Raw genomic sequence first — 16,969 nt, forward strand, 5'->3', positions numbered from 1 at the left:
AAAGAACGATTTTAAGGATGAAATTCAAACTATTTGAAAAATAATTTCGATTGCTTGCAACGTTTTGGCTTAAGATGCGTCTAATTGTTAACCAAAGATAAAAATCATGAAATTACTTGCCAAATCAACCACTCTCCTATTCATCATCGTTAGTAGCTACATGGCGAAAGCCCAGGAAACAAAGAATTTCCCCGTAAAAAATTTTACCAGTATTGGCGTAAGCAGTGGAATAGATTTGTATTTAACTCAAGGTAATAGTGAAGATGTGAGCATCAAATCGGATGCTGAAACATTGAAAAACATTCTTGTTGAACAAAATGGTGGTAACATCAATATAAAATTTAAAGATGGCATTAACTGGAGTGGTTTATTTAAAAACCGCACTATTAAGGCTTATGTAAATTATAAAACATTAAATGCACTAGCTGCATCTGGAGGTTCGGATGTATTTACCCAAAACCAAATGAAAACCGATAAGCTTGCCATTCGTTCATCGGGAGGAGCAGATTTAAAAATGAATGTTGTTTGTAACGACATTACCATCCAATCAAGCGGTGGTAGCGATATCGATTTAAAAGGAAAGGCTACGAATATGAGCATCCAATCGAGCGGAGGTAGTGATATCGATGCTTATGAGTTCATTACAGATTATGCAAAAGTACAGGCATCAGGCGGCTCTGATGTACACATATACGTGAATAAAGGTTTAGAGGCCGCAGCAAGTGGCGGTGGAGATGTAAGCTACAAAGGAAGTGCGTCACTGAAAAAAACATCAAATTCCAAAAGCGGAGATGTTCGTCATGTAAATTAAGAAATTTTAGTTTAGTTAATGATTAATTCGCTGCTTTGTGGATGCAAAGCAGCGTTTTCTTTTAGAAAAGATTGCACAGATAATGGATTACAACAATTTAAGGCTACTGTTAAAAACCTTAAACCTCTTACCTTCCTACCTTCTACCTTTCTTATAAGGGTAATAAATAAAGTTTGCACCTTCCGGAACGATCACGAAAACGCATATAAAATCTTCTGGCTTTTTATAAACTTTTAGAAAGGACTCTTTTTTGTCTTTCCTGATGATTCCTTTTTCTACAAATTCCTCTAAAGTTGAAGCCTGAATGGTCCAGTCTGTATTCAATTCCTCTTTATTTAAAATCAATTCGCCAATGTTCACCTCATGTTGGTGGGCAATAAAAATTGGATGGGCAGAAATTCCCTCAACCATAATTTCAATGGCAACCTCTTTAATTGCATCAGCATAAAATTCTAAATCCTTTTCTAAACTTACTAAAGGGCTTTCTTGTTTTTTTTGCGGTGCTCCGCTATCTTCCGGCGTTGCGCCTAATAATTCTTCTCTATCCATTTTAAGGTAAAAGGTTTAAGGTAAAAGGTTTAGGGTGTAGGGTTTAAGGGCATCATCCTTAAGCCTTCAACTTTACGCCTTCAACCTTAGTAAAACTACATTCTCTACATGCTGCGTATGCGGGAACATATCTACAGGTTTAATGCGCACCACATCATATTTCTCTTTCAACATTTCCAGATCTCTGGCCTGAGTTGCAGCATTACAGCTTACATAAACAATTTTTTCTGATTCCATTTCCAACAATCGTTGTACCACATCTGCATGCATACCTGCTCTTGGCGGATCAGTGATTACCACATCCGGTTTACCATGTGCAAGAATAAACTCAGCAGTCAGGATATCCTTCATATCTCCTGCATAGAAAATGGTGTTGTCTATTCCATTTAATGCAGAATTGAATTTCGCATCTTCAATTGCTGTTGGCACATACTCTATGCCAACAACTTGTTTCACATTTTTAGCCACAAAGTTTGCAATGGTTCCGGCGCCTGTATATAAATCGTAAACCAGTTCATTACCATTAAGTCCGGCAAAATCTCTGGTGATTTTATATAATTCAAAAGCTTGTTCTGAGTTGGTTTGATAGAAAGATTTCACTCCGATTTTAAACCGGATGCCGTCCATCTCTTCAAAAATATGATCACGACCAGCGAAAACATTTACCTCCTGATCAAAAATAGTATCGTTTTTCTTCTGATTAACAATATATAAAAGCGAAGTAATTTGTGGGAATTCAGTTTGCAGAAAACTCATCAAACCATCTATCTGACCTTGCTCCGGATAGGCAAACACCACTGCAACCATTACTTCCCCAGTGGTAGATGTACGAATGATCAGGTTCCGTAAAACGCCTTCGTGATTCCGTAAATCGTAAAATGACAAGCTGTTTTCCAGTGCAAATTTACGAACAGCATTTCTGATGGAGTTTGATGGCTCATCCTGTAGGTAGCAATGTTCGATATCCAGAATTTTATCAAAACGCAATGGAACGTGAAAACCCAAAGCATTCATATCAAAATCCTCATCGCGTTCTACATCGGTTTTTTCCAGCCAGCGTTTATTTGAAAAAGTAAATTCCAGTTTATTGCGGTAATATCTGTTTTTCGCTGAGCCTAAAATAGGTTCAGTACCAGAAGTATCTATTTTACCAAGGCGCTGCAATGCTGCCTCAACATTTTTTTGCTTAAATTTTAACTGAGAATCGTAACCCATGTGCTGCCATTTGCAACCACCACAGGTTCCAAAATGAGGACAAAAAGGATCGGTACGTAAAGCTGATTTTTCATGTAACTGATCAATAACGGCCTCTGCAAAATTCTTTTTCTTTTTGGTTAACCGAACATCCACAACATCGCCAGGAACAGCCTTGTCAACAAAAATCACTAACTCATCGGCTTTGCCAACGCCTTTCCCTTCTTCTGCGATATCAATTATATGTACGTTTGGAACTATGGTTACCGTACCTGGTTTTCTTCTACTCATTATTTTGCAAAGATAAGGGTAAAAGCTGAAAGACTAAAGCAGAAAGCCAAATAGTAAAAACCAGGAAGATTAAAGTGAAGGAGACATATGTTTACATCGAAAATTTGAGCAATAGTTTTCCTTTCAGTTATGAAACTGACCAGGATTTTTCGATTTTAAAAATTATTTTCCAAAAAATCTAAGTGCGGCTCCCCAAAAGCCATCTAACCAGTTAAATTTTAGGTCAAATTTTTCATCTACTTGTACAGAAAACTCTAATATTTCTTTGCTCATGATAAAAAACTTATCTATTTGAACAATAATACAAAATTTATACCGAAAACCGAAACAGTACAAATTAAGTTTAAGTTAATTTTACATGAATACGTTAAAACTTGTTTGGGTTGATTTTGTTTATGATTTACGATTGATTAACTGCTGATGATTTGATTTTACGATATAAATCTGTAACTTAATATATCATTCACATAAAAAATGGAGGTTCATTATGAACGTTATCCGTAAAATTGAACATTGGGGCGATGTTCATCATTCAAAATGGCTGGATTACCTGCGCATTATCCTGGGGTTAATCATTTTCGGCAAAGGTGTTTCATTTATCAGTGATACTTCTGTATTACAAAACATGATTACGCAAAACAATGTATTTGGTTTCTCTGGCATGATGATCAGCGTTGCCATTCATGTTGTTGCTTTTGCACATCTTGTTGGCGGCATTCTAATTACTTTAGGTTTGGTTACGCGTTTTGCAGTAGTCATTCAAATCCCGATTTTACTGTTTGCCGTGTTTTTTGTTAACCTTACTCCTGGGTTTTCAGCGCCAAATTCAGAACTGTGGTTATCTGTTTTAGTGCTCTTTTTACTGATTATGTTTTGGGTGGTTGGTTCCGGTCCGCTTTCTGTTGATGAAGGTTTAAAACACAAAACCGGTAAGCGATATGCTTAAACAAGATTGAATATTCTTAGTATATTTCGCTTTTATAATTAATGATGAAAACGAAAATACTTTTTGTTCTGCTTTTTGCGGGATTGGCAACTTACGCACAAAATCAAACAGCTGAATATTTTAAATTAACACGAAATGGTTTTAATGAAAAAAATGCCTATGAAACTAAAGCTTTCGTAGAAAAGTATTTTCGCGTTCCCGGCAACACGGGTTTCAATGCAAGTATTCATTATGTAGAAAATATCTTAAAAAAAGCTGGTTTTACAGAACAGAAACAAAATGAGTTTGAAGCTCCGCTAACCTATCGCATTGAAAAGCGACCAATGAAGAACAATACCTGGGAACCTGTAGATGCAAGTATTGATATTTTCAACGTGTATCATTAGGCCACATAGCCTCACATTTAGGAATTTCTCAGGAAACGTTGAGCAGAATTAGAAAACCAAAATGATTTTTTGACTTTTGTCAAAAGTTGGATGATTGCGTGTAACTAGTTTTGTTTAACTAAAACAAAAATCTATGCAATTAAAATCTAAACTTAACGATCATCCTTTATTAAAATTATTAATTGTTTTATTAATACTGATCAGCTCCTGTAAAAAGGAATTCTATGTGAACGAGAAGATAAATCCTGAAATGCTTCAGAGAAACCTCACATATAAGAATGGTCCTCAAATAGCAACGGTTAACCTTTCGCAGTTCAGGGCTAAAATCAATCAAGCTGCATTGGGAACCCTAAAAAAGCAATTTGACATAAGATTCCCCTCAAAGGTTAATGAGGATCGAGCTTCCCGAAACATATAAGGGATTTACCCTGATTACGGAGAATATACAAATGATTACCAATGGCAGAAACACAAGTTATGTTTTTCCGGTAAAACTCAATAGCGCCAGGGCCATTACATTTCAAAACCTTACTATTGTCGAGTCTGCAAATGGAATTTCGGCATTTGTTACCTCTTATACGCCAACAAGGGAATGGATCAAAAACTGGCGAGATGGAAAACCTAGAAAATTCGATGGGGATATAGCCGTTACTCCCTTATATCTGGAAAACGGAAGTATGCCTACTGTTCTGAGCCTCAACACCTCACTTAAAAACAAAAAGCTTAACTCCCTTGCCCCCGTTACAAAAACCTCGTTGGCAGCACCCGGATGTACCGAGTATACTTTTTATTACGCCGTAGCCTATCAATGCGGTTCGGGAAACCATTGGCCGGGAGATCCAAACTGCACACTTACCGGAGCCGGCGCTGCCGGTTACGCAAATCTTTCCAGCACAACCACAATCTGCACAGGCGAGGGCGGCGGCGGTGGCACCACCCCAACACCTGACCCGGATTACAATCCCTGCCCTGAGGCGCCATCCCCGATAGATTTCCGTGGCGTTAGAGGTGAGCGGCTTGCTGTTGCTGAAGGAACGACGCCATGTGATTTACAACCCTTGCCGCCAGCTCCTATCCTAATGCCGCCCCCACCCGATATCCCAATTGTAGATATGGAAAAATTTCTAAAATGTTTTGATAAAGTAAGTCTGCAAATCTTACCGTTTATGCAGAAAAAACCACTACATCATCATCAGGGCATGCATTTATTGAAATTACACAAGGCAATAACACTATGATTTTTGGATTTTATCCTAAAAACTCCTTTCCAAGTAATATTTCAGGCCCCGGCATAATGGGTGAAAATGGTGGTCATTATTATAATGGCAAATGGAATTTAGGAAACATTTCAGCAGATAAATTACAACAGATAATTAGTTTATCAATTAATTACTCATTAAGTGATTATGGTTTGGCTTACAACAATTGTGCTGATTTTACTTTGGGAATACTCAGTATAGTTGGTATAGCTAACAGTAGTAATGGAATTGACGGACCTAATACTATTCTTGATTTAATGCCTGCATCCGCAAAAACTAATAGTGGAAACGCCCCACAAAGCCATAGAACTTGTAATTAAATATTATGAAATACTTAAAAATAATTTCAATAATTTCTTTCCTGCTAATTAATGGATTAGGCGAACATGGCATTCCAAATTTTGCTGGGATATTTCTTTGCTTACATGAATTTTTAACAGATATTATAACATTACCGCATACTCACGAAATAGCTTGGGGACTCGGCCTATTTGCCATTTCAGCTATTGGTTGTATTTTAATAATACTTTTCTCAAAAAAATATAGAGATCGCTATTTATTGGTATTTTCTTTTATGGTCTTAATAGCAATAGAGATATACTCTTCTGGCATACTTCGCTATAACAAAATAACACTTTGGTTTATATTTCCTTTTTTAGTTTTTATAGTAAGCTCGGTCGTATTAATATTAAGAAGTTTTAAATCGCAGAGAAAATCAATTCCTGATGTTTAAACAAAATATCATCTAAATAACAGGTTAAAAGCTGATGGGTTCTTTCATCAACTTTTTTCTTTTTTGACTTTTATCAAAAGCCTGAAGATATAAATATGAATAGATTTGTTTAGCTAAAAGATAGGTTGGTATGATCTTTAAATTTAACTATTATCGGAGTATCCAATTTCTTTTAATATTACTTCTTATACCGACAACTTATATAGGCATTCCATTAAATGGTGGAAGAAAAGGCTGGATCTATGTAAATAGTTTGCTTAGAGATTTTTATTCTGATTGGTCTTCATTCTTTGTTAATGAAAACTCCATCCTATTTATATCCATTAATTTCTTCATCCTGTTAATAAATATCCTATTATATAGCAGCCCTATTCTGGTTTTCACCAAATATAATAAAATGGGATCAATGTATATTCCCACTATTTATTTAATACTTACGATTGCTTATTTTCCATTAATGGTCATCCTACTTATCCCATATATTTTTATATGGGCTACTTTATTCATTTATTCAAAGTATGCGCTAGAAAAGCAAGCTTTTTGATGCTTATTTTACACCAGCTACTAAAAACTAAATTTTATTTATCTTCGCCAAAAAATATCTAATGAACAAGCTCTTATTTTCAATACTGTTAATTGTAGCAGGTACTCAATCTGGTTTTTCACAAAGCAAAAGCATCAAAGATCTTTACTGGGATTATTCGCAAATAAGAATGACTGATACCCAAAAACCAAAGGCTATTGAGATGGCGGAGGCATTATTTAAAAGATCATCTGAACTTACAAAAACACAATTAGGCAATGTGAGCTACCACCTGGCAAGACTTTATGAAGAAACAGGCGAAACGGAGAAGGCAATCCCCTACTACGAAGAAGCAATAAAAATTACGCCAGGTTATTACGTTCCTTACCGTGCCTTAGGCTTTATTTTCTTAAAAAAATGTAATGCCATTGGCAGCAAAATGAATGAGGCGGGGAAATCGAAAGATTTAAAGCTATATGGAGAACTTTACGCACAATACAAATTACTTGCGTTTAAGGCTTTACCTAATTTAGAAAAATCGCAGGCTTGTGATCCTGATGATGAAACCAAAACCATCATTACTAATTTATACCGCAGCCTTAAAGACAATGCATCAATTGTTTCTCTTGATGAAAGGCTAAAGAAAAAAGCAACAGATTGTATTAGTTTGTTGGATGATGAATATTAAATGATTTTAATAGGATATTAAGGTTCTGAAAAAAGTTTCAGGATAACGGCCGTTCATGTGTGGCGTGTTAAGCGTAATGCCTAGCCATCTCGTCATGCTAAATTTATCTCAGCATCTTTCCTGCTATGTTTTCATGCCATTAAGGTTCTGAAACAAGTTCAGAATGACGGCCGTTTATGTATGGTGTGTTAAGCGCTTGGCCTGGCCACTACGTCATGCTGAACTTGTTTTACAAGTGTAAATATTAATTTTAAAAGGTCTTGTAGTTACTTCGTGGTCAGCATCTTTCCTGCTATGCGTTCATGCGATTAAGGTCCTGAAACAAGTTCAGGATGACGGCCGTTCATGTATGGCGTGTTAAGCGTAATGCCCTAGCCATCTCGTCATGCTGAACTGTTTCATCATCTTTCCTGCCGTACGTTCACGCCATTAAGTTCCTGAAACAAACGGCGCAGCCCTCTTGAATACCAATAAAAACTTAAAAACAAATGAAAAATTCAGGATGACGGCCGTTCATGTATGGTGTTTTAAACGCCTCGCCAAGCCACCACGTCATGCTGAATTTATTTCAGCATCTTTCCTGCTATGCGTTCATGCTATTAAGGTTCTGAAACAAACGGCGCAGCCCTCTTGAATACCAATAAAAACTTAAAAACAAATGAAAAATTCAGGATGACGACCGTTCGTATATGGTGTGTTAAGCATGATGGCTAACCGCCGCGTTCTGCTGAACTGTTTCATCATCTTCCCTGCCGTACGTTCACGCCATTAAAGCCCTGAAACAAACGGCGCAGCCCTCTTGAATACCAATAAAAACTTAAAAACAAATGAAAAATTCAGGATGACGACCGTTCGTATATGGTGTGTTAAGCATGATGGCTAACCGGTACGTTTCATATTTAGTGTCAAGCGCTAAAACTTACGAAGTTTCTCCGAATTAGCGGCTTTAAAACTTCGTAAGTCAGTTCAAATTATTTCTTTGATTCATCTATCGCTTTATTGATCACATCCTGAATTCTTCCCCTGATTTTCAAGTTTGAAAGCTTCTCGGTTACTGTCGGATTAACACGGTTTGACAGGAAAACATAAACCAATCCTCTTGATGGATCTACCCAAACACAGGTTCCGGTATAACCCGTATGTCCGTAGGTTTGTGGAGAAGCTAAATCTGATGGATAATGCTTGGTGGTATCCGGGTCCCAACGATCGAAACCAAGGCCACGTCTGCTCACATTCGATTGTTTTGAGGTAAACATATCAACTGTTTGTGGTTTGAAGTATTGCGTTCCTCCGTAAGTGCCACGATTTAAAAGCATCTGGTAAATAATGGCCAAATCGTTTGCACTGGAGAATAAACCTGCATGGCCAGAAACTCCACCGGCTAATGCCGCACCCTGATCGTGAACATAACCTACCAATAAAGTTTTTCTGAAATAAGTGTCCTGCTCCGTTGGAATGATCTGCTCTTTTTTAAAACGATTTCTTGGCAAGAAACCGGCTGTTTGCATGCCTAACGGCTTATAGAAGTTTTCATAAGCATACTGATTTAAAGGCTCTTCGCTGATATGCTCTACAATATCCTTCATTACATACATGCTGATATCGCTGTAAACATATTTTCCCCGGGTTTTTATTGGGGAATTTAACATTGTTGGCCACATAAAATCTTTAAAGAAATCCTTCTTGATATAATAACCATCGGCAACCTTAGTCGGAAACGCAGCTGAAGAGTCAGTGCTGTAATCCCCTGGTTTTATATAATTATGAAACGGAATGTATGGAATAAATCCAGCCTGGTGCAACATCACTTCCCGAATGGCAATATTGTTCATTGGTGTAGTGCGTGCTTTTGGAATATATGCTCCAATGTTTGTATCTAATTTCAATTTTCCTTCTTCAAACAAACGCATTACCGAAGGTGTGGTTGCAGTAACCTTCGTTACCGATGCCAAATCGAATATATCGGTTACTTTATCACGCACATTAGTATCATAAGTATGAGTGCCATATGCTTTATTAAAAATTACCTTCCCATCTTTAGCCACTAAAACCACCAGGCCTGGTGTGGCTTTCTGGCTAATCGCTTCTGCAGCAATGGCATCAATCTCTTTTAAGTTATTGGAATTCAAGCCTGCATCTTCAGGAACGGTATATTTCAAGCGTGTTTTTGTTGTATTAAAACCCGAACCAATGGTATATCTCGCCGAAAAAGCTTTGGTCAGTTTATTTTCTGCTGCAATTCCACCAAAAATATATTGAGGAACAATCGCTGCAGCATCAGCATTATTCTGAGCTGTCCAAATTATTGGCGATTGCAATAAATCATAAGATTTTAACGCTGTTCCATTTCCAAAAAGTGAAACAATTACCTTCTTTGTTTTAGAAATGCTATTAATAAAGTTCACATATTTTGCTTTATTCGAATTCTGATCATCAATGGAAACCAAAATTGTGTTAAAGTATTTCAGGTCATCTTCCAAATCATTAAGATTCACACTGTCTTTATAAGAATTGGCTGAAAACGAAGTGACTTTATCATACTTATTGGCCAAGCTATCGAAAATGGTACTATAAGAAAAATCCAAACTAACCGAGGCAATGCTCATCTTATCAAGCGATTTAAGTGGTATAATCGAATCTTGATTATTAAGCAAAATTGTTGCTCGTGTAATGCCATTGGCCACTGAAAGTTTTTTTTCGTTGGCGGCATGTTCCTGTGCACAAGCCGTTAAACATAAAATATTAAAGAAACTTGCTGCAGCCAGAATGAGTAATCTATTTCGCTTCATATACTTTTTCTCCGTTTAGGTAGGTTTTTAAAACTTTGGTTTTTAATATGTTTTGTGGGATCGATTTTAAAATGTCATTATCGAGAATTACAAAATCTGCAAATTTTCCTTTTTCCAGACTGCCTTTTTCATTTTCTTCAAAATTAGCTTTTGCTGCCCAAATCGTCATTCCACGCAATGCCTCTTCAGGTGTCAGCGCATTTTCCATCTGGAAACCTCCTTTCGGAAAACCCTTTGCATCTTCTCTTACTGTTGCAGCATAAAACGTTAGTATTGGATTAATGTTTTCTACGGGGAAATCAGTTCCCAACGGAATCCAACCATTTTGTTTTAATAATTGCTGATATGCATAAGCACCCTTAACCCGGCTGGCACCTAACCTTTGTCCTGCCCAATACATATCTGATGTTGCGTGTGTAGGCTGAACTGATGGAATTATGCTTGTTTTTCCGAATAAATCAAAGTCATTGGCGTTTACCACCTGAGCATGCTCAATTCTCCAGCGTTTATCGTTTTTTCCTTTCAAAACTTTATTATAAATATTAAGCATTACACGATTGGCAGAATCGCCGATGGCATGGGTGCACATTTGAAAATCATGGGCTGCGATTTTTTTGGCGACCTCTTCAAAATGTTTTTGATCACTCAATAAAAATCCTGTTTTGCCGGGCATATCGCTATATGGATGTAACAAACAAGCACCACGAGAACCTAAAGCACCATCAGCATAAACTTTAAATGATCTTACATTCAATCGATCTGTTTTGATTGCCCCACGCTTAAAAAGGTAGTCATAATTTGCGGGGGCATCAGAAAGCATCACATATAAACGCATTTTCAATTTGTTTTCTTTTTGCAGTTTTTCAATAAAATCTACTGCTTCAAAGCCTAAACCGCAATCATCAATGGTTGTTAACCCTGCAGCAAAGCAATTTGTTTGTGCATCAGTCAGAATTTTTTCTGCAAGTTTTGCATTTGGCGGTGGGATTTTGGTTTCCACTAGGCCTACGGCATTATCGATCAAAACACCTGTTAATTTTCCATTCACGGTAAGCATGTCGCCACCAACAAGTTTCTTTTCGCCTTTTATGGCAGCCTCATCAAAGGCTTTCTGGTTTACTATCGCCGCATGACCATCAATTCTATTTAAAAAAACAGGTCGATCAGGAAAAAGTTGTGTTAGTTTTTCATTAGTAGGGAAACTTTTATTATCCCAATCATTTTGATCCCAACCATTTCCGATTAGCCAACCATCTGGATGTGTTTTAGCAAAATCTGTTAACCTTTGCAAAACTTCATCCCATGAACTTGTTTCCCGTAAATCAGCCGTTTGCAAGCTTTGTCCATAGCCGAAGAAATGTGCATGTGCATCTATAAAACCCGGATAAACAGATTTGCCTTCAGCATTGATTTCTTCTTTAGCCGTGTATCCGGCCTGAATATCCTGACTGGAGCCCAGGGCTAAAATTTTTCCATCTTTTACTGCAAAAGCCTCAACAGTATCGAACTTATCATTAACGGTATAAACCTTGGCATTGTAAACAATTACATCAGCTTGTTCTTTCTTATTGCAGGAAGAGAGTAACACCGCCAAAAACAGCGTGCATAAATAGGATTTCATGCTGCTAAAGATAGAAAATTGAAATCATTTGGCTTTGTAAATTCAGCTTTACAGAGGAAGAGGAATTAGAGATTAAGGTTTTGAAAGGGAAAATCATTTGCTTTTATTTATGGAGTTGACAACTTTCTTTCGAAATGATGATTAAAGTTGTCAACTCTTAAAAACCAATTAAAATATTATGTTGCCTGTCTGTGATAAGAAAATGATCATGAGTGTAATCTATTTGCGGTATTAATCAAAGTTTGTGTTTATTGGTTCGAAATTATCATTAAATCAGAAAGGCTCTATTAAAACTAAGTTACTTTTCTTACTCTGCAGCTTTAGCCCCCTACAATTATTTAAACCGATTGCCTACAGTCATTTACATGTTGAGTTTTAAACAAATCCCTATCCTTACGCTTATTTTGCATAAATTTAGCGAATTCACTTTGCCCTGATACATGACTGATATTATTCACTTATTGCCTGATGCTGTTGCCAATCAAATTGCTGCCGGAGAAGTTGTTCAACGACCTGCTTCTGCGGTTAAAGAATTGCTCGAAAATTCGATTGATGCTGGCGCAGATAAAATTCAACTGGTAATAAAAGATGCTGGTAAAGCGCTGATTCAGATTATTGATAATGGTTGTGGAATGAGCGTTACTGATGCCAGAATGTGTTTTGAACGCCACGCCACTTCAAAAGTAAAAAAGGCCGAAGATTTGTTTGCCATTCGTACCATGGGTTTCCGTGGCGAGGCAATGGCTTCTATCGCGGCAATTGCTCAGGTTGAAATGAAAACCCGCAGGCATGAAGATGAAATCGGAACCTGCATTTCCATTGAAGGTGCTCAGGTCGTTTCACAAGAACCTGTAGCCACGCCTGCAGGCACACAAATTGCGATTAAAAATTTATTTTTCAATACACCTGCCCGTCGCAACTTTTTAAAAAGCAACCCTGTAGAAATGCGTCATATTATTGATGAATTTCAACGCGTGGCTTTGGCGCATCCAGGAGTATTTTTCAGTTTACATCACGATGGAACAGAAATTTTTAACCTTCCCAAAGGCAATTTAAAGCAACGCATCGTCCATCTTTTCGGCAATAATTATAACGAACGTTTGGTTCCTGTTGAAGAAGAAACGACCATCATCAATTTAAAAGGATATATTGGCAAACCTGCTTTTGCCAAGAAAACCCGTGGAGAGCAATTCTTTTTTGTAAACAACCGTTTCATTAAAGATCCTTATTTAAACCATGCCGTAAGTTCGGCTTTTGATGATCTTTTGCCCGATGACAGCTATCCGCTTTATGTGTTGTTCATAGAAATCGATCCATCGAAAATAGATGTGAATGTTCATCCAACAAAAACAGAAATTAAATATTTGGATGAAAAATCCATTTATGCAATTATGAAGTCGGCGGTTAAGCGTTCCATTGGTCGTTATAATATTGCTCCTACTCTGGATTTTGATCAGGAAACAGGTTTCAGTAATATGATTACCCATAAAGCGGTTGAAGATATTATTCCGCCGAGTATTAATTTCAACCCCGATTTTAATCCTTTTGCAAGCGAAAGCAGTTCAACTTCCGGCTATTCGTCATCACCAAGAAATTACGAAGCGAAACCGAGCGCCAAAAACTGGGGCTCACTTTACGAAATTACCGAACAGCCAATTGTTGAGCAAGCCTCTTTTTATACCGATGAACCCATTTTAGAAACAAAACAAAAGCAATATATGCAATTGCATAACCGCTACATTGTTTCACAAATTAAATCGGGTTTAATGGTTATAGATCAACAAATGGCACACGAGAGAATCCTTTATGAGCGATTTCTCGTACATTTAGATGACCGCAAAGGCGCTTCCCAGCAGAGTTTATTCCCACAAACGATTACGCTTAATGCAAACGATTTTGAGCTGGCCAAAAGTTTGCTGGATGATATAAAAAGTTTGGGGTTTGATGTACGCGAATTCGGAAAAAATACGTTGGTTGTTGAGGGAGTACCGGTAGATTTAGGCAGCAGCAACATAAATGAAACACAATTATTTGAGCAATTAATAGAAGGTTTTAAAAATTCCCAACAAGAATTGAAGTTAACCAAGCGTGATAGTTTAGCCAGAACACTTGCTAAAAACAGTGCCATCAAAGCCGGTACAGCTTTAGCACAAGAAGAAATGAATACATTGATTGATGAACTTTTCGCTTGTAAAACACCTAACTTTAGCGTGAGTGGCAAACCTGTGATCCAAACCATTACTTTAGCAGAGCTGGATAAAAAATTTGAAAAGTAAGCAGAAAGGTTAAAGCTTAAAGACCAAAGAAGAAAGCTAAAAGATTAAAGAAGAAAGAACAAAGGGGAGAAAACAAAACAACTCTAAATATCGATAATTTAAATCAGTGCAATCATCGCGAAGCAAAAGAACAATAAGAATCAAATGAACAACATATATATTCCACCAATAGTTAAAAATCTACTGATCATCAACATCTTGTTTTTTGTGGCAACCCTTGTATTTAATGCAAATGAGACTTACCCTTTTGTCGAATGGTTCGCTGTTTATTTTTATGCTTCTCCCGATTTCAAAATATGGCAGGTTTTTAGCTACATGTTTATGCATAGCCCGGTAAATTATTTACACATTATTTTTAACATGTTTGCGCTTTATAGCTTTGGCAGCATTTTGGAAAATAAATGGGGGGCCAAAAAATTCTTGTTTTTCTATTTTATTACAGGATTAGGCGCATTAGGTTTACAATGGACAGTTCAAACTTATGAAGTTTATCATAGTGTAGGGCATATCATTACAGACATAAGTAATTTCGTTCCAAAAAGTCAACAACAAGCAGATTTACTTAGAAGTATTTATTTTGGCCCCATGTTAGGTGCATCAGGCGCAGTATTTGGATTGTTAGTGGCTTTCGGCATGCTTTATCCAAATGCAGAGTTAATGATTCTTTTTATCCCGGCACCGGTAAAAGCAAAATACATTATACCTTTTTACATTTTAGTAGAGCTGTTTTTAGGGGTTAGTCAATTTGAAGGAGATTCTATTGCACACTATGCCCACCTGGGGGGAGCGTTAATTGGTTTTATATTAGTTAAAATCTGGAAGGATAAAAACACAAACTTTTATACTTACTATGAATAATACGGTTAAAGATTTAAAATTTAAGATATTTCAGTCAGGTAATCCACTGTTTTTCTATCTGGGATTAAATGTTATTATTTTTTTAGCAACAGCTATCATCGGCGTATTTTTATTTCTGGGGAAAAGTGATTTTATAATAAGTGAATGGATCAGAGAATATTTTGGCTTGCCCGCTCTCATCTCTGCATTGCCAATGCGTTTTTATACCATTTTAACTTACATGTTTTTTCATGACGGCTTTCTCCATTTGCTTTTCAACATGCTGGGTTTATATTGGTTTGGCAATATTTTTATGAACTTTTTAAAAAGCAAACAGTTTCATTTTGTTTATTTAACGGGAGGTATAGTTGGGGCATTAATTTATGTTGCCGGCTTAAACCTCATTCCTGTATTCGCAGGGGGCTTAATTGGCCAAACTGTTATCGGATCATCAGCGGCAGTAATGGCCATTATTGTGGCAACAGCCACCCTGGTTCCGAATTATACCATTATGATGTTATTCTTTGGGGAAGTTAAAATCAAATGGATTGCTATTGCTTATTTCCTTATATCATTCATTGGTTTATCATCTGCAAATGCTGGTGGTAATTTAGCACATATCGGTGGCGCAATTTTAGGTTTTATCTTCATTAAAAGCCTACAAAACGGTAAAGACTGGAGTAAAATTTTTGAACGCAAACCAAAATTAAAAGTAGTGAGAAACGAAAAACCAATTACTAAAAAAACCGCTTTTAAAGATGTATCTCAACAGGAAATTGATGCAATTTTAGATAAAATATCTTCATCAGGTTACGATAAATTAACAGCTACTGAAAAAGAAAAACTATTTAAAGCAAGTAAAGATTGATGGCAAAAAAGAAATACAATTTCTTGGATAAACTCTTATTGCCAATTGCAGTTGTATTTGCGATCGCATTAATACTTGGAACGGTGGCAGGCAGCATGGATCCGCGCCAGCATCCGATCATTGCTTTTTTCGGCCTGGCCTATCCTTACGTGCTTTTCATAAACATTATCTTTTTATTTTGGTGGTGCATAAACAAAAAATGGTTTTTTACACTTGTTACCTTTCTGGTTATGGCTTCAGGTTTTAAAACCTTAAAAGCAACCTTTGCTATAGGTGGCGATAAAGGTGGGGTAGAAAAAGCTGAAAACAGCATTCGGATGATGACTTATAATGTTCATAATTTTAAGCTTTATGGGGGAAAGAATGATGAATCTGTTAAAGAAAAAATGCTTAAAGTTGTCGGGGATGAAAATCCTGATATTATCTGCTTTCAGGAATTTTACACCCGTAATAAAGGAAATTTTGACACCATTGATAGTTTGAAGGCAATATTGAACACCAAATATTTCTATTTTGTGCCCACAAATAAAAACAATTACGAAGCTTATGGACTGGCTATTTTTACCAAATATCCTATTATCAACACAGGCAAGATCCCATTCGTTGATGGCTATAATGGCAATATGAGCATCTATGCAGACCTCAACATATCAGGCAAAACATTAAGGGTTTATAATGTTCATTTCCAATCTATCTCTTTTCAAAAACAGGATTACGAATATCTGGATAAAGTAAAAGGGATGAATACCGAGCTTAAACCCTCAAAACGCATTTTAAAAATGCTAAAAAGTGCATTTTTAAAGCGCAGCGGACAGGTTGATCTCATGAAAAACGAAATGGCAAGCTGTACAACACCATATTTAATTGCCGGCGACTTTAACGATACGCCTGCATCTTACGTGGTTACTCAGATCACAGCAGGTCTTAACAACGCATTTATAAAAAAGGGATCGGGTTTAGGCAAAACCTATAACGGTAAATTTCCTAATTTTCAAATCGATTATATTGCCACTTCAAAAGAACTCGAGGTACTTAATTATAATATAACCGAAGCCAAATTATCAGATCACTTTCCAGTGAGAAGCGATTTAAGATTTATTCCTTAACCGCTACTTTTAGAATTTTCTGGTTAAAGATCAGTTCCGGGCAAGAGAATCAATTTCCTGGGTTATGAATGATGATCCCCAGGCGATGAAAC

Annotated in this window: 17 protein-coding genes; 12 read left to right on the forward strand and 5 right to left on the reverse strand. The window is 36.7% G+C overall.

The window, feature by feature from the left end; genetic code table 11:
• Positions 1–106: 106 nt before the first annotated feature.
• Positions 107–811, forward strand: coding sequence for a head GIN domain-containing protein (locus DU508_RS18885; protein WP_115404333.1), 705 nt, complete (start codon positions 107–109; stop codon positions 809–811).
• Between the two features lie 135 nt (positions 812–946).
• On the opposite strand, the gene DU508_RS18890 is transcribed toward DU508_RS18885, so the two are convergent.
• The 3 genes from DU508_RS18890 to DU508_RS18900 all read right to left on the reverse strand — a co-directional run bounded on the left by DU508_RS18890 (position 947) and on the right by DU508_RS18900 (position 3,118).
• Positions 947–1,360: a hypothetical protein gene (locus DU508_RS18890; RefSeq protein WP_115404334.1), complete on the reverse strand. Its 414-nt coding sequence runs from the start codon at positions 1,358–1,360 to the stop codon at positions 947–949.
• Positions 1,361–1,432: 72 nt separating this feature from the next.
• A complete protein-coding gene (gene rlmD, locus DU508_RS18895; protein ID WP_115404335.1) occupies positions 1,433–2,845 on the reverse strand; it encodes a 23S rRNA (uracil(1939)-C(5))-methyltransferase RlmD in 1,413 nt (470 codons plus the stop codon).
• A 162-nt stretch (positions 2,846–3,007) separates the two neighbouring features.
• Entirely contained in the window at positions 3,008–3,118 is a 111-nt protein-coding gene (locus tag DU508_RS18900) for a phenylalanyl-tRNA synthetase subunit alpha (RefSeq protein WP_115404336.1), read from the reverse strand.
• 214 nt (positions 3,119–3,332) lie between these two features.
• Here DU508_RS18900 and DU508_RS18905 point away from each other — a divergent pair, with 214 nt between their 5' ends.
• The 7 genes from DU508_RS18905 to DU508_RS18945 all read left to right on the forward strand — a co-directional run bounded on the left by DU508_RS18905 (position 3,333) and on the right by DU508_RS18945 (position 7,380).
• On the forward strand, positions 3,333–3,791 hold the full coding sequence (locus DU508_RS18905) for a DoxX family protein (RefSeq protein ID WP_115404337.1): 459 nt from the start codon (positions 3,333–3,335) through the stop codon (positions 3,789–3,791).
• 41 nt (positions 3,792–3,832) lie between these two features.
• Entirely contained in the window at positions 3,833–4,177 is a 345-nt protein-coding gene (locus DU508_RS18910; protein ID WP_199562746.1) for a zinc-binding metallopeptidase family protein, read from the forward strand.
• A 133-nt stretch (positions 4,178–4,310) separates the two neighbouring features.
• Positions 4,311–4,595, forward strand: coding sequence for a hypothetical protein (locus DU508_RS18920; RefSeq protein ID WP_115404338.1), 285 nt, complete (start codon positions 4,311–4,313; stop codon positions 4,593–4,595).
• Positions 4,567–5,415, forward strand: coding sequence for a hypothetical protein (locus tag DU508_RS18925; protein WP_115404339.1), 849 nt, complete (start codon positions 4,567–4,569; stop codon positions 5,413–5,415). The genes DU508_RS18920 and DU508_RS18925 overlap by 29 nt, the downstream gene beginning before the upstream one ends.
• Positions 5,412–5,756, forward strand: coding sequence for a hypothetical protein (locus DU508_RS18930; protein WP_115404340.1), 345 nt, complete (start codon positions 5,412–5,414; stop codon positions 5,754–5,756). The genes DU508_RS18925 and DU508_RS18930 overlap by 4 nt, the downstream gene beginning before the upstream one ends.
• Positions 5,757–5,761: 5 nt before the next feature.
• On the forward strand, positions 5,762–6,169 hold the full coding sequence (locus DU508_RS18935) for a hypothetical protein (protein WP_115404341.1): 408 nt from the start codon (positions 5,762–5,764) through the stop codon (positions 6,167–6,169).
• A gap of 605 nt (positions 6,170–6,774) precedes the next feature.
• On the forward strand, positions 6,775–7,380 hold the full coding sequence (locus tag DU508_RS18945) for a tetratricopeptide repeat protein (protein ID WP_115404343.1): 606 nt from the start codon (positions 6,775–6,777) through the stop codon (positions 7,378–7,380).
• A gap of 971 nt (positions 7,381–8,351) precedes the next feature.
• Here the strand turns inward: DU508_RS18945 and DU508_RS18950 are convergent.
• Both DU508_RS18950 and DU508_RS18955 read right to left on the reverse strand, forming a co-directional pair.
• On the reverse strand, positions 8,352–10,169 hold the full coding sequence (locus DU508_RS18950) for a serine hydrolase domain-containing protein (protein WP_115404344.1): 1,818 nt from the start codon (positions 10,167–10,169) through the stop codon (positions 8,352–8,354).
• Entirely contained in the window at positions 10,156–11,790 is a 1,635-nt protein-coding gene (locus DU508_RS18955; protein ID WP_115404345.1) for an amidohydrolase, read from the reverse strand. The genes DU508_RS18950 and DU508_RS18955 overlap by 14 nt, the downstream gene beginning before the upstream one ends.
• Positions 11,791–12,230: 440 nt before the next feature.
• Here DU508_RS18955 and mutL point away from each other — a divergent pair, with 440 nt between their 5' ends.
• The 4 genes from mutL (at position 12,231) to DU508_RS18975 (ending at position 16,877) form a co-directional block, all read left to right on the forward strand.
• Positions 12,231–14,066, forward strand: coding sequence for a DNA mismatch repair endonuclease MutL (gene mutL, locus DU508_RS18960; RefSeq protein ID WP_115404346.1), 1,836 nt, complete (start codon positions 12,231–12,233; stop codon positions 14,064–14,066).
• A 144-nt stretch (positions 14,067–14,210) separates the two neighbouring features.
• On the forward strand, positions 14,211–14,924 hold the full coding sequence (locus tag DU508_RS18965; protein WP_115404347.1) for a rhomboid family intramembrane serine protease: 714 nt from the start codon (positions 14,211–14,213) through the stop codon (positions 14,922–14,924).
• Positions 14,917–15,771, forward strand: coding sequence for a rhomboid family intramembrane serine protease (locus DU508_RS18970; protein ID WP_115404348.1), 855 nt, complete (start codon positions 14,917–14,919; stop codon positions 15,769–15,771). The genes DU508_RS18965 and DU508_RS18970 overlap by 8 nt, the downstream gene beginning before the upstream one ends.
• Positions 15,771–16,877 (forward strand): endonuclease/exonuclease/phosphatase family protein, encoded by a 1,107-nt coding sequence (locus DU508_RS18975; RefSeq protein ID WP_115404349.1) that lies wholly within the window; start codon positions 15,771–15,773, stop codon positions 16,875–16,877. The genes DU508_RS18970 and DU508_RS18975 overlap by 1 nt, the downstream gene beginning before the upstream one ends.
• The last annotated feature ends 92 nt before the right edge of the window (positions 16,878–16,969 follow it).

Origin of the sequence: Pedobacter chinensis (genome assembly GCF_003339865.1) — a bacterium.
Taxonomy (GTDB): Bacteria; Bacteroidota; Bacteroidia; order Sphingobacteriales; family Sphingobacteriaceae; genus Pedobacter; species Pedobacter chinensis.

What these genes read in the sequence shown, in the direction of transcription:
- DU508_RS18885 (WP_115404333.1), top strand. Translation starts at nt 107, where the DNA reads ATGAAATTACTTGCCAAATCAACCACTCTCCTATTCATCATCGTTAGT.
- DU508_RS18890 (WP_115404334.1), bottom strand. Translation starts at nt 1,360, where the DNA reads ATGGATAGAGAAGAATTATTAGGCGCAACGCCGGAAGATAGCGGAGCA.
- rlmD (WP_115404335.1), bottom strand. Translation starts at nt 2,845, where the DNA reads ATGAGTAGAAGAAAACCAGGTACGGTAACCATAGTTCCAAACGTACAT.
- DU508_RS18900 (WP_115404336.1), bottom strand. Translation starts at nt 3,118, where the DNA reads ATGAGCAAAGAAATATTAGAGTTTTCTGTACAAGTAGATGAAAAATTT.
- DU508_RS18905 (WP_115404337.1), top strand. Translation starts at nt 3,333, where the DNA reads ATGAACGTTATCCGTAAAATTGAACATTGGGGCGATGTTCATCATTCA.
- DU508_RS18910 (WP_199562746.1), top strand. Translation starts at nt 3,833, where the DNA reads ATGATGAAAACGAAAATACTTTTTGTTCTGCTTTTTGCGGGATTGGCA.
- DU508_RS18920 (WP_115404338.1), top strand. Translation starts at nt 4,311, where the DNA reads ATGCAATTAAAATCTAAACTTAACGATCATCCTTTATTAAAATTATTA.
- DU508_RS18925 (WP_115404339.1), top strand. Translation starts at nt 4,567, where the DNA reads ATGAGGATCGAGCTTCCCGAAACATATAAGGGATTTACCCTGATTACG.
- DU508_RS18930 (WP_115404340.1), top strand. Translation starts at nt 5,412, where the DNA reads ATGATTTTTGGATTTTATCCTAAAAACTCCTTTCCAAGTAATATTTCA.
- DU508_RS18935 (WP_115404341.1), top strand. Translation starts at nt 5,762, where the DNA reads ATGAAATACTTAAAAATAATTTCAATAATTTCTTTCCTGCTAATTAAT.
- DU508_RS18945 (WP_115404343.1), top strand. Translation starts at nt 6,775, where the DNA reads ATGAACAAGCTCTTATTTTCAATACTGTTAATTGTAGCAGGTACTCAA.
- DU508_RS18950 (WP_115404344.1), bottom strand. Translation starts at nt 10,169, where the DNA reads ATGAAGCGAAATAGATTACTCATTCTGGCTGCAGCAAGTTTCTTTAAT.
- DU508_RS18955 (WP_115404345.1), bottom strand. Translation starts at nt 11,790, where the DNA reads ATGAAATCCTATTTATGCACGCTGTTTTTGGCGGTGTTACTCTCTTCC.
- mutL (WP_115404346.1), top strand. Translation starts at nt 12,231, where the DNA reads ATGACTGATATTATTCACTTATTGCCTGATGCTGTTGCCAATCAAATT.
- DU508_RS18965 (WP_115404347.1), top strand. Translation starts at nt 14,211, where the DNA reads ATGAACAACATATATATTCCACCAATAGTTAAAAATCTACTGATCATC.
- DU508_RS18970 (WP_115404348.1), top strand. Translation starts at nt 14,917, where the DNA reads ATGAATAATACGGTTAAAGATTTAAAATTTAAGATATTTCAGTCAGGT.
- DU508_RS18975 (WP_115404349.1), top strand. Translation starts at nt 15,771, where the DNA reads ATGGCAAAAAAGAAATACAATTTCTTGGATAAACTCTTATTGCCAATT.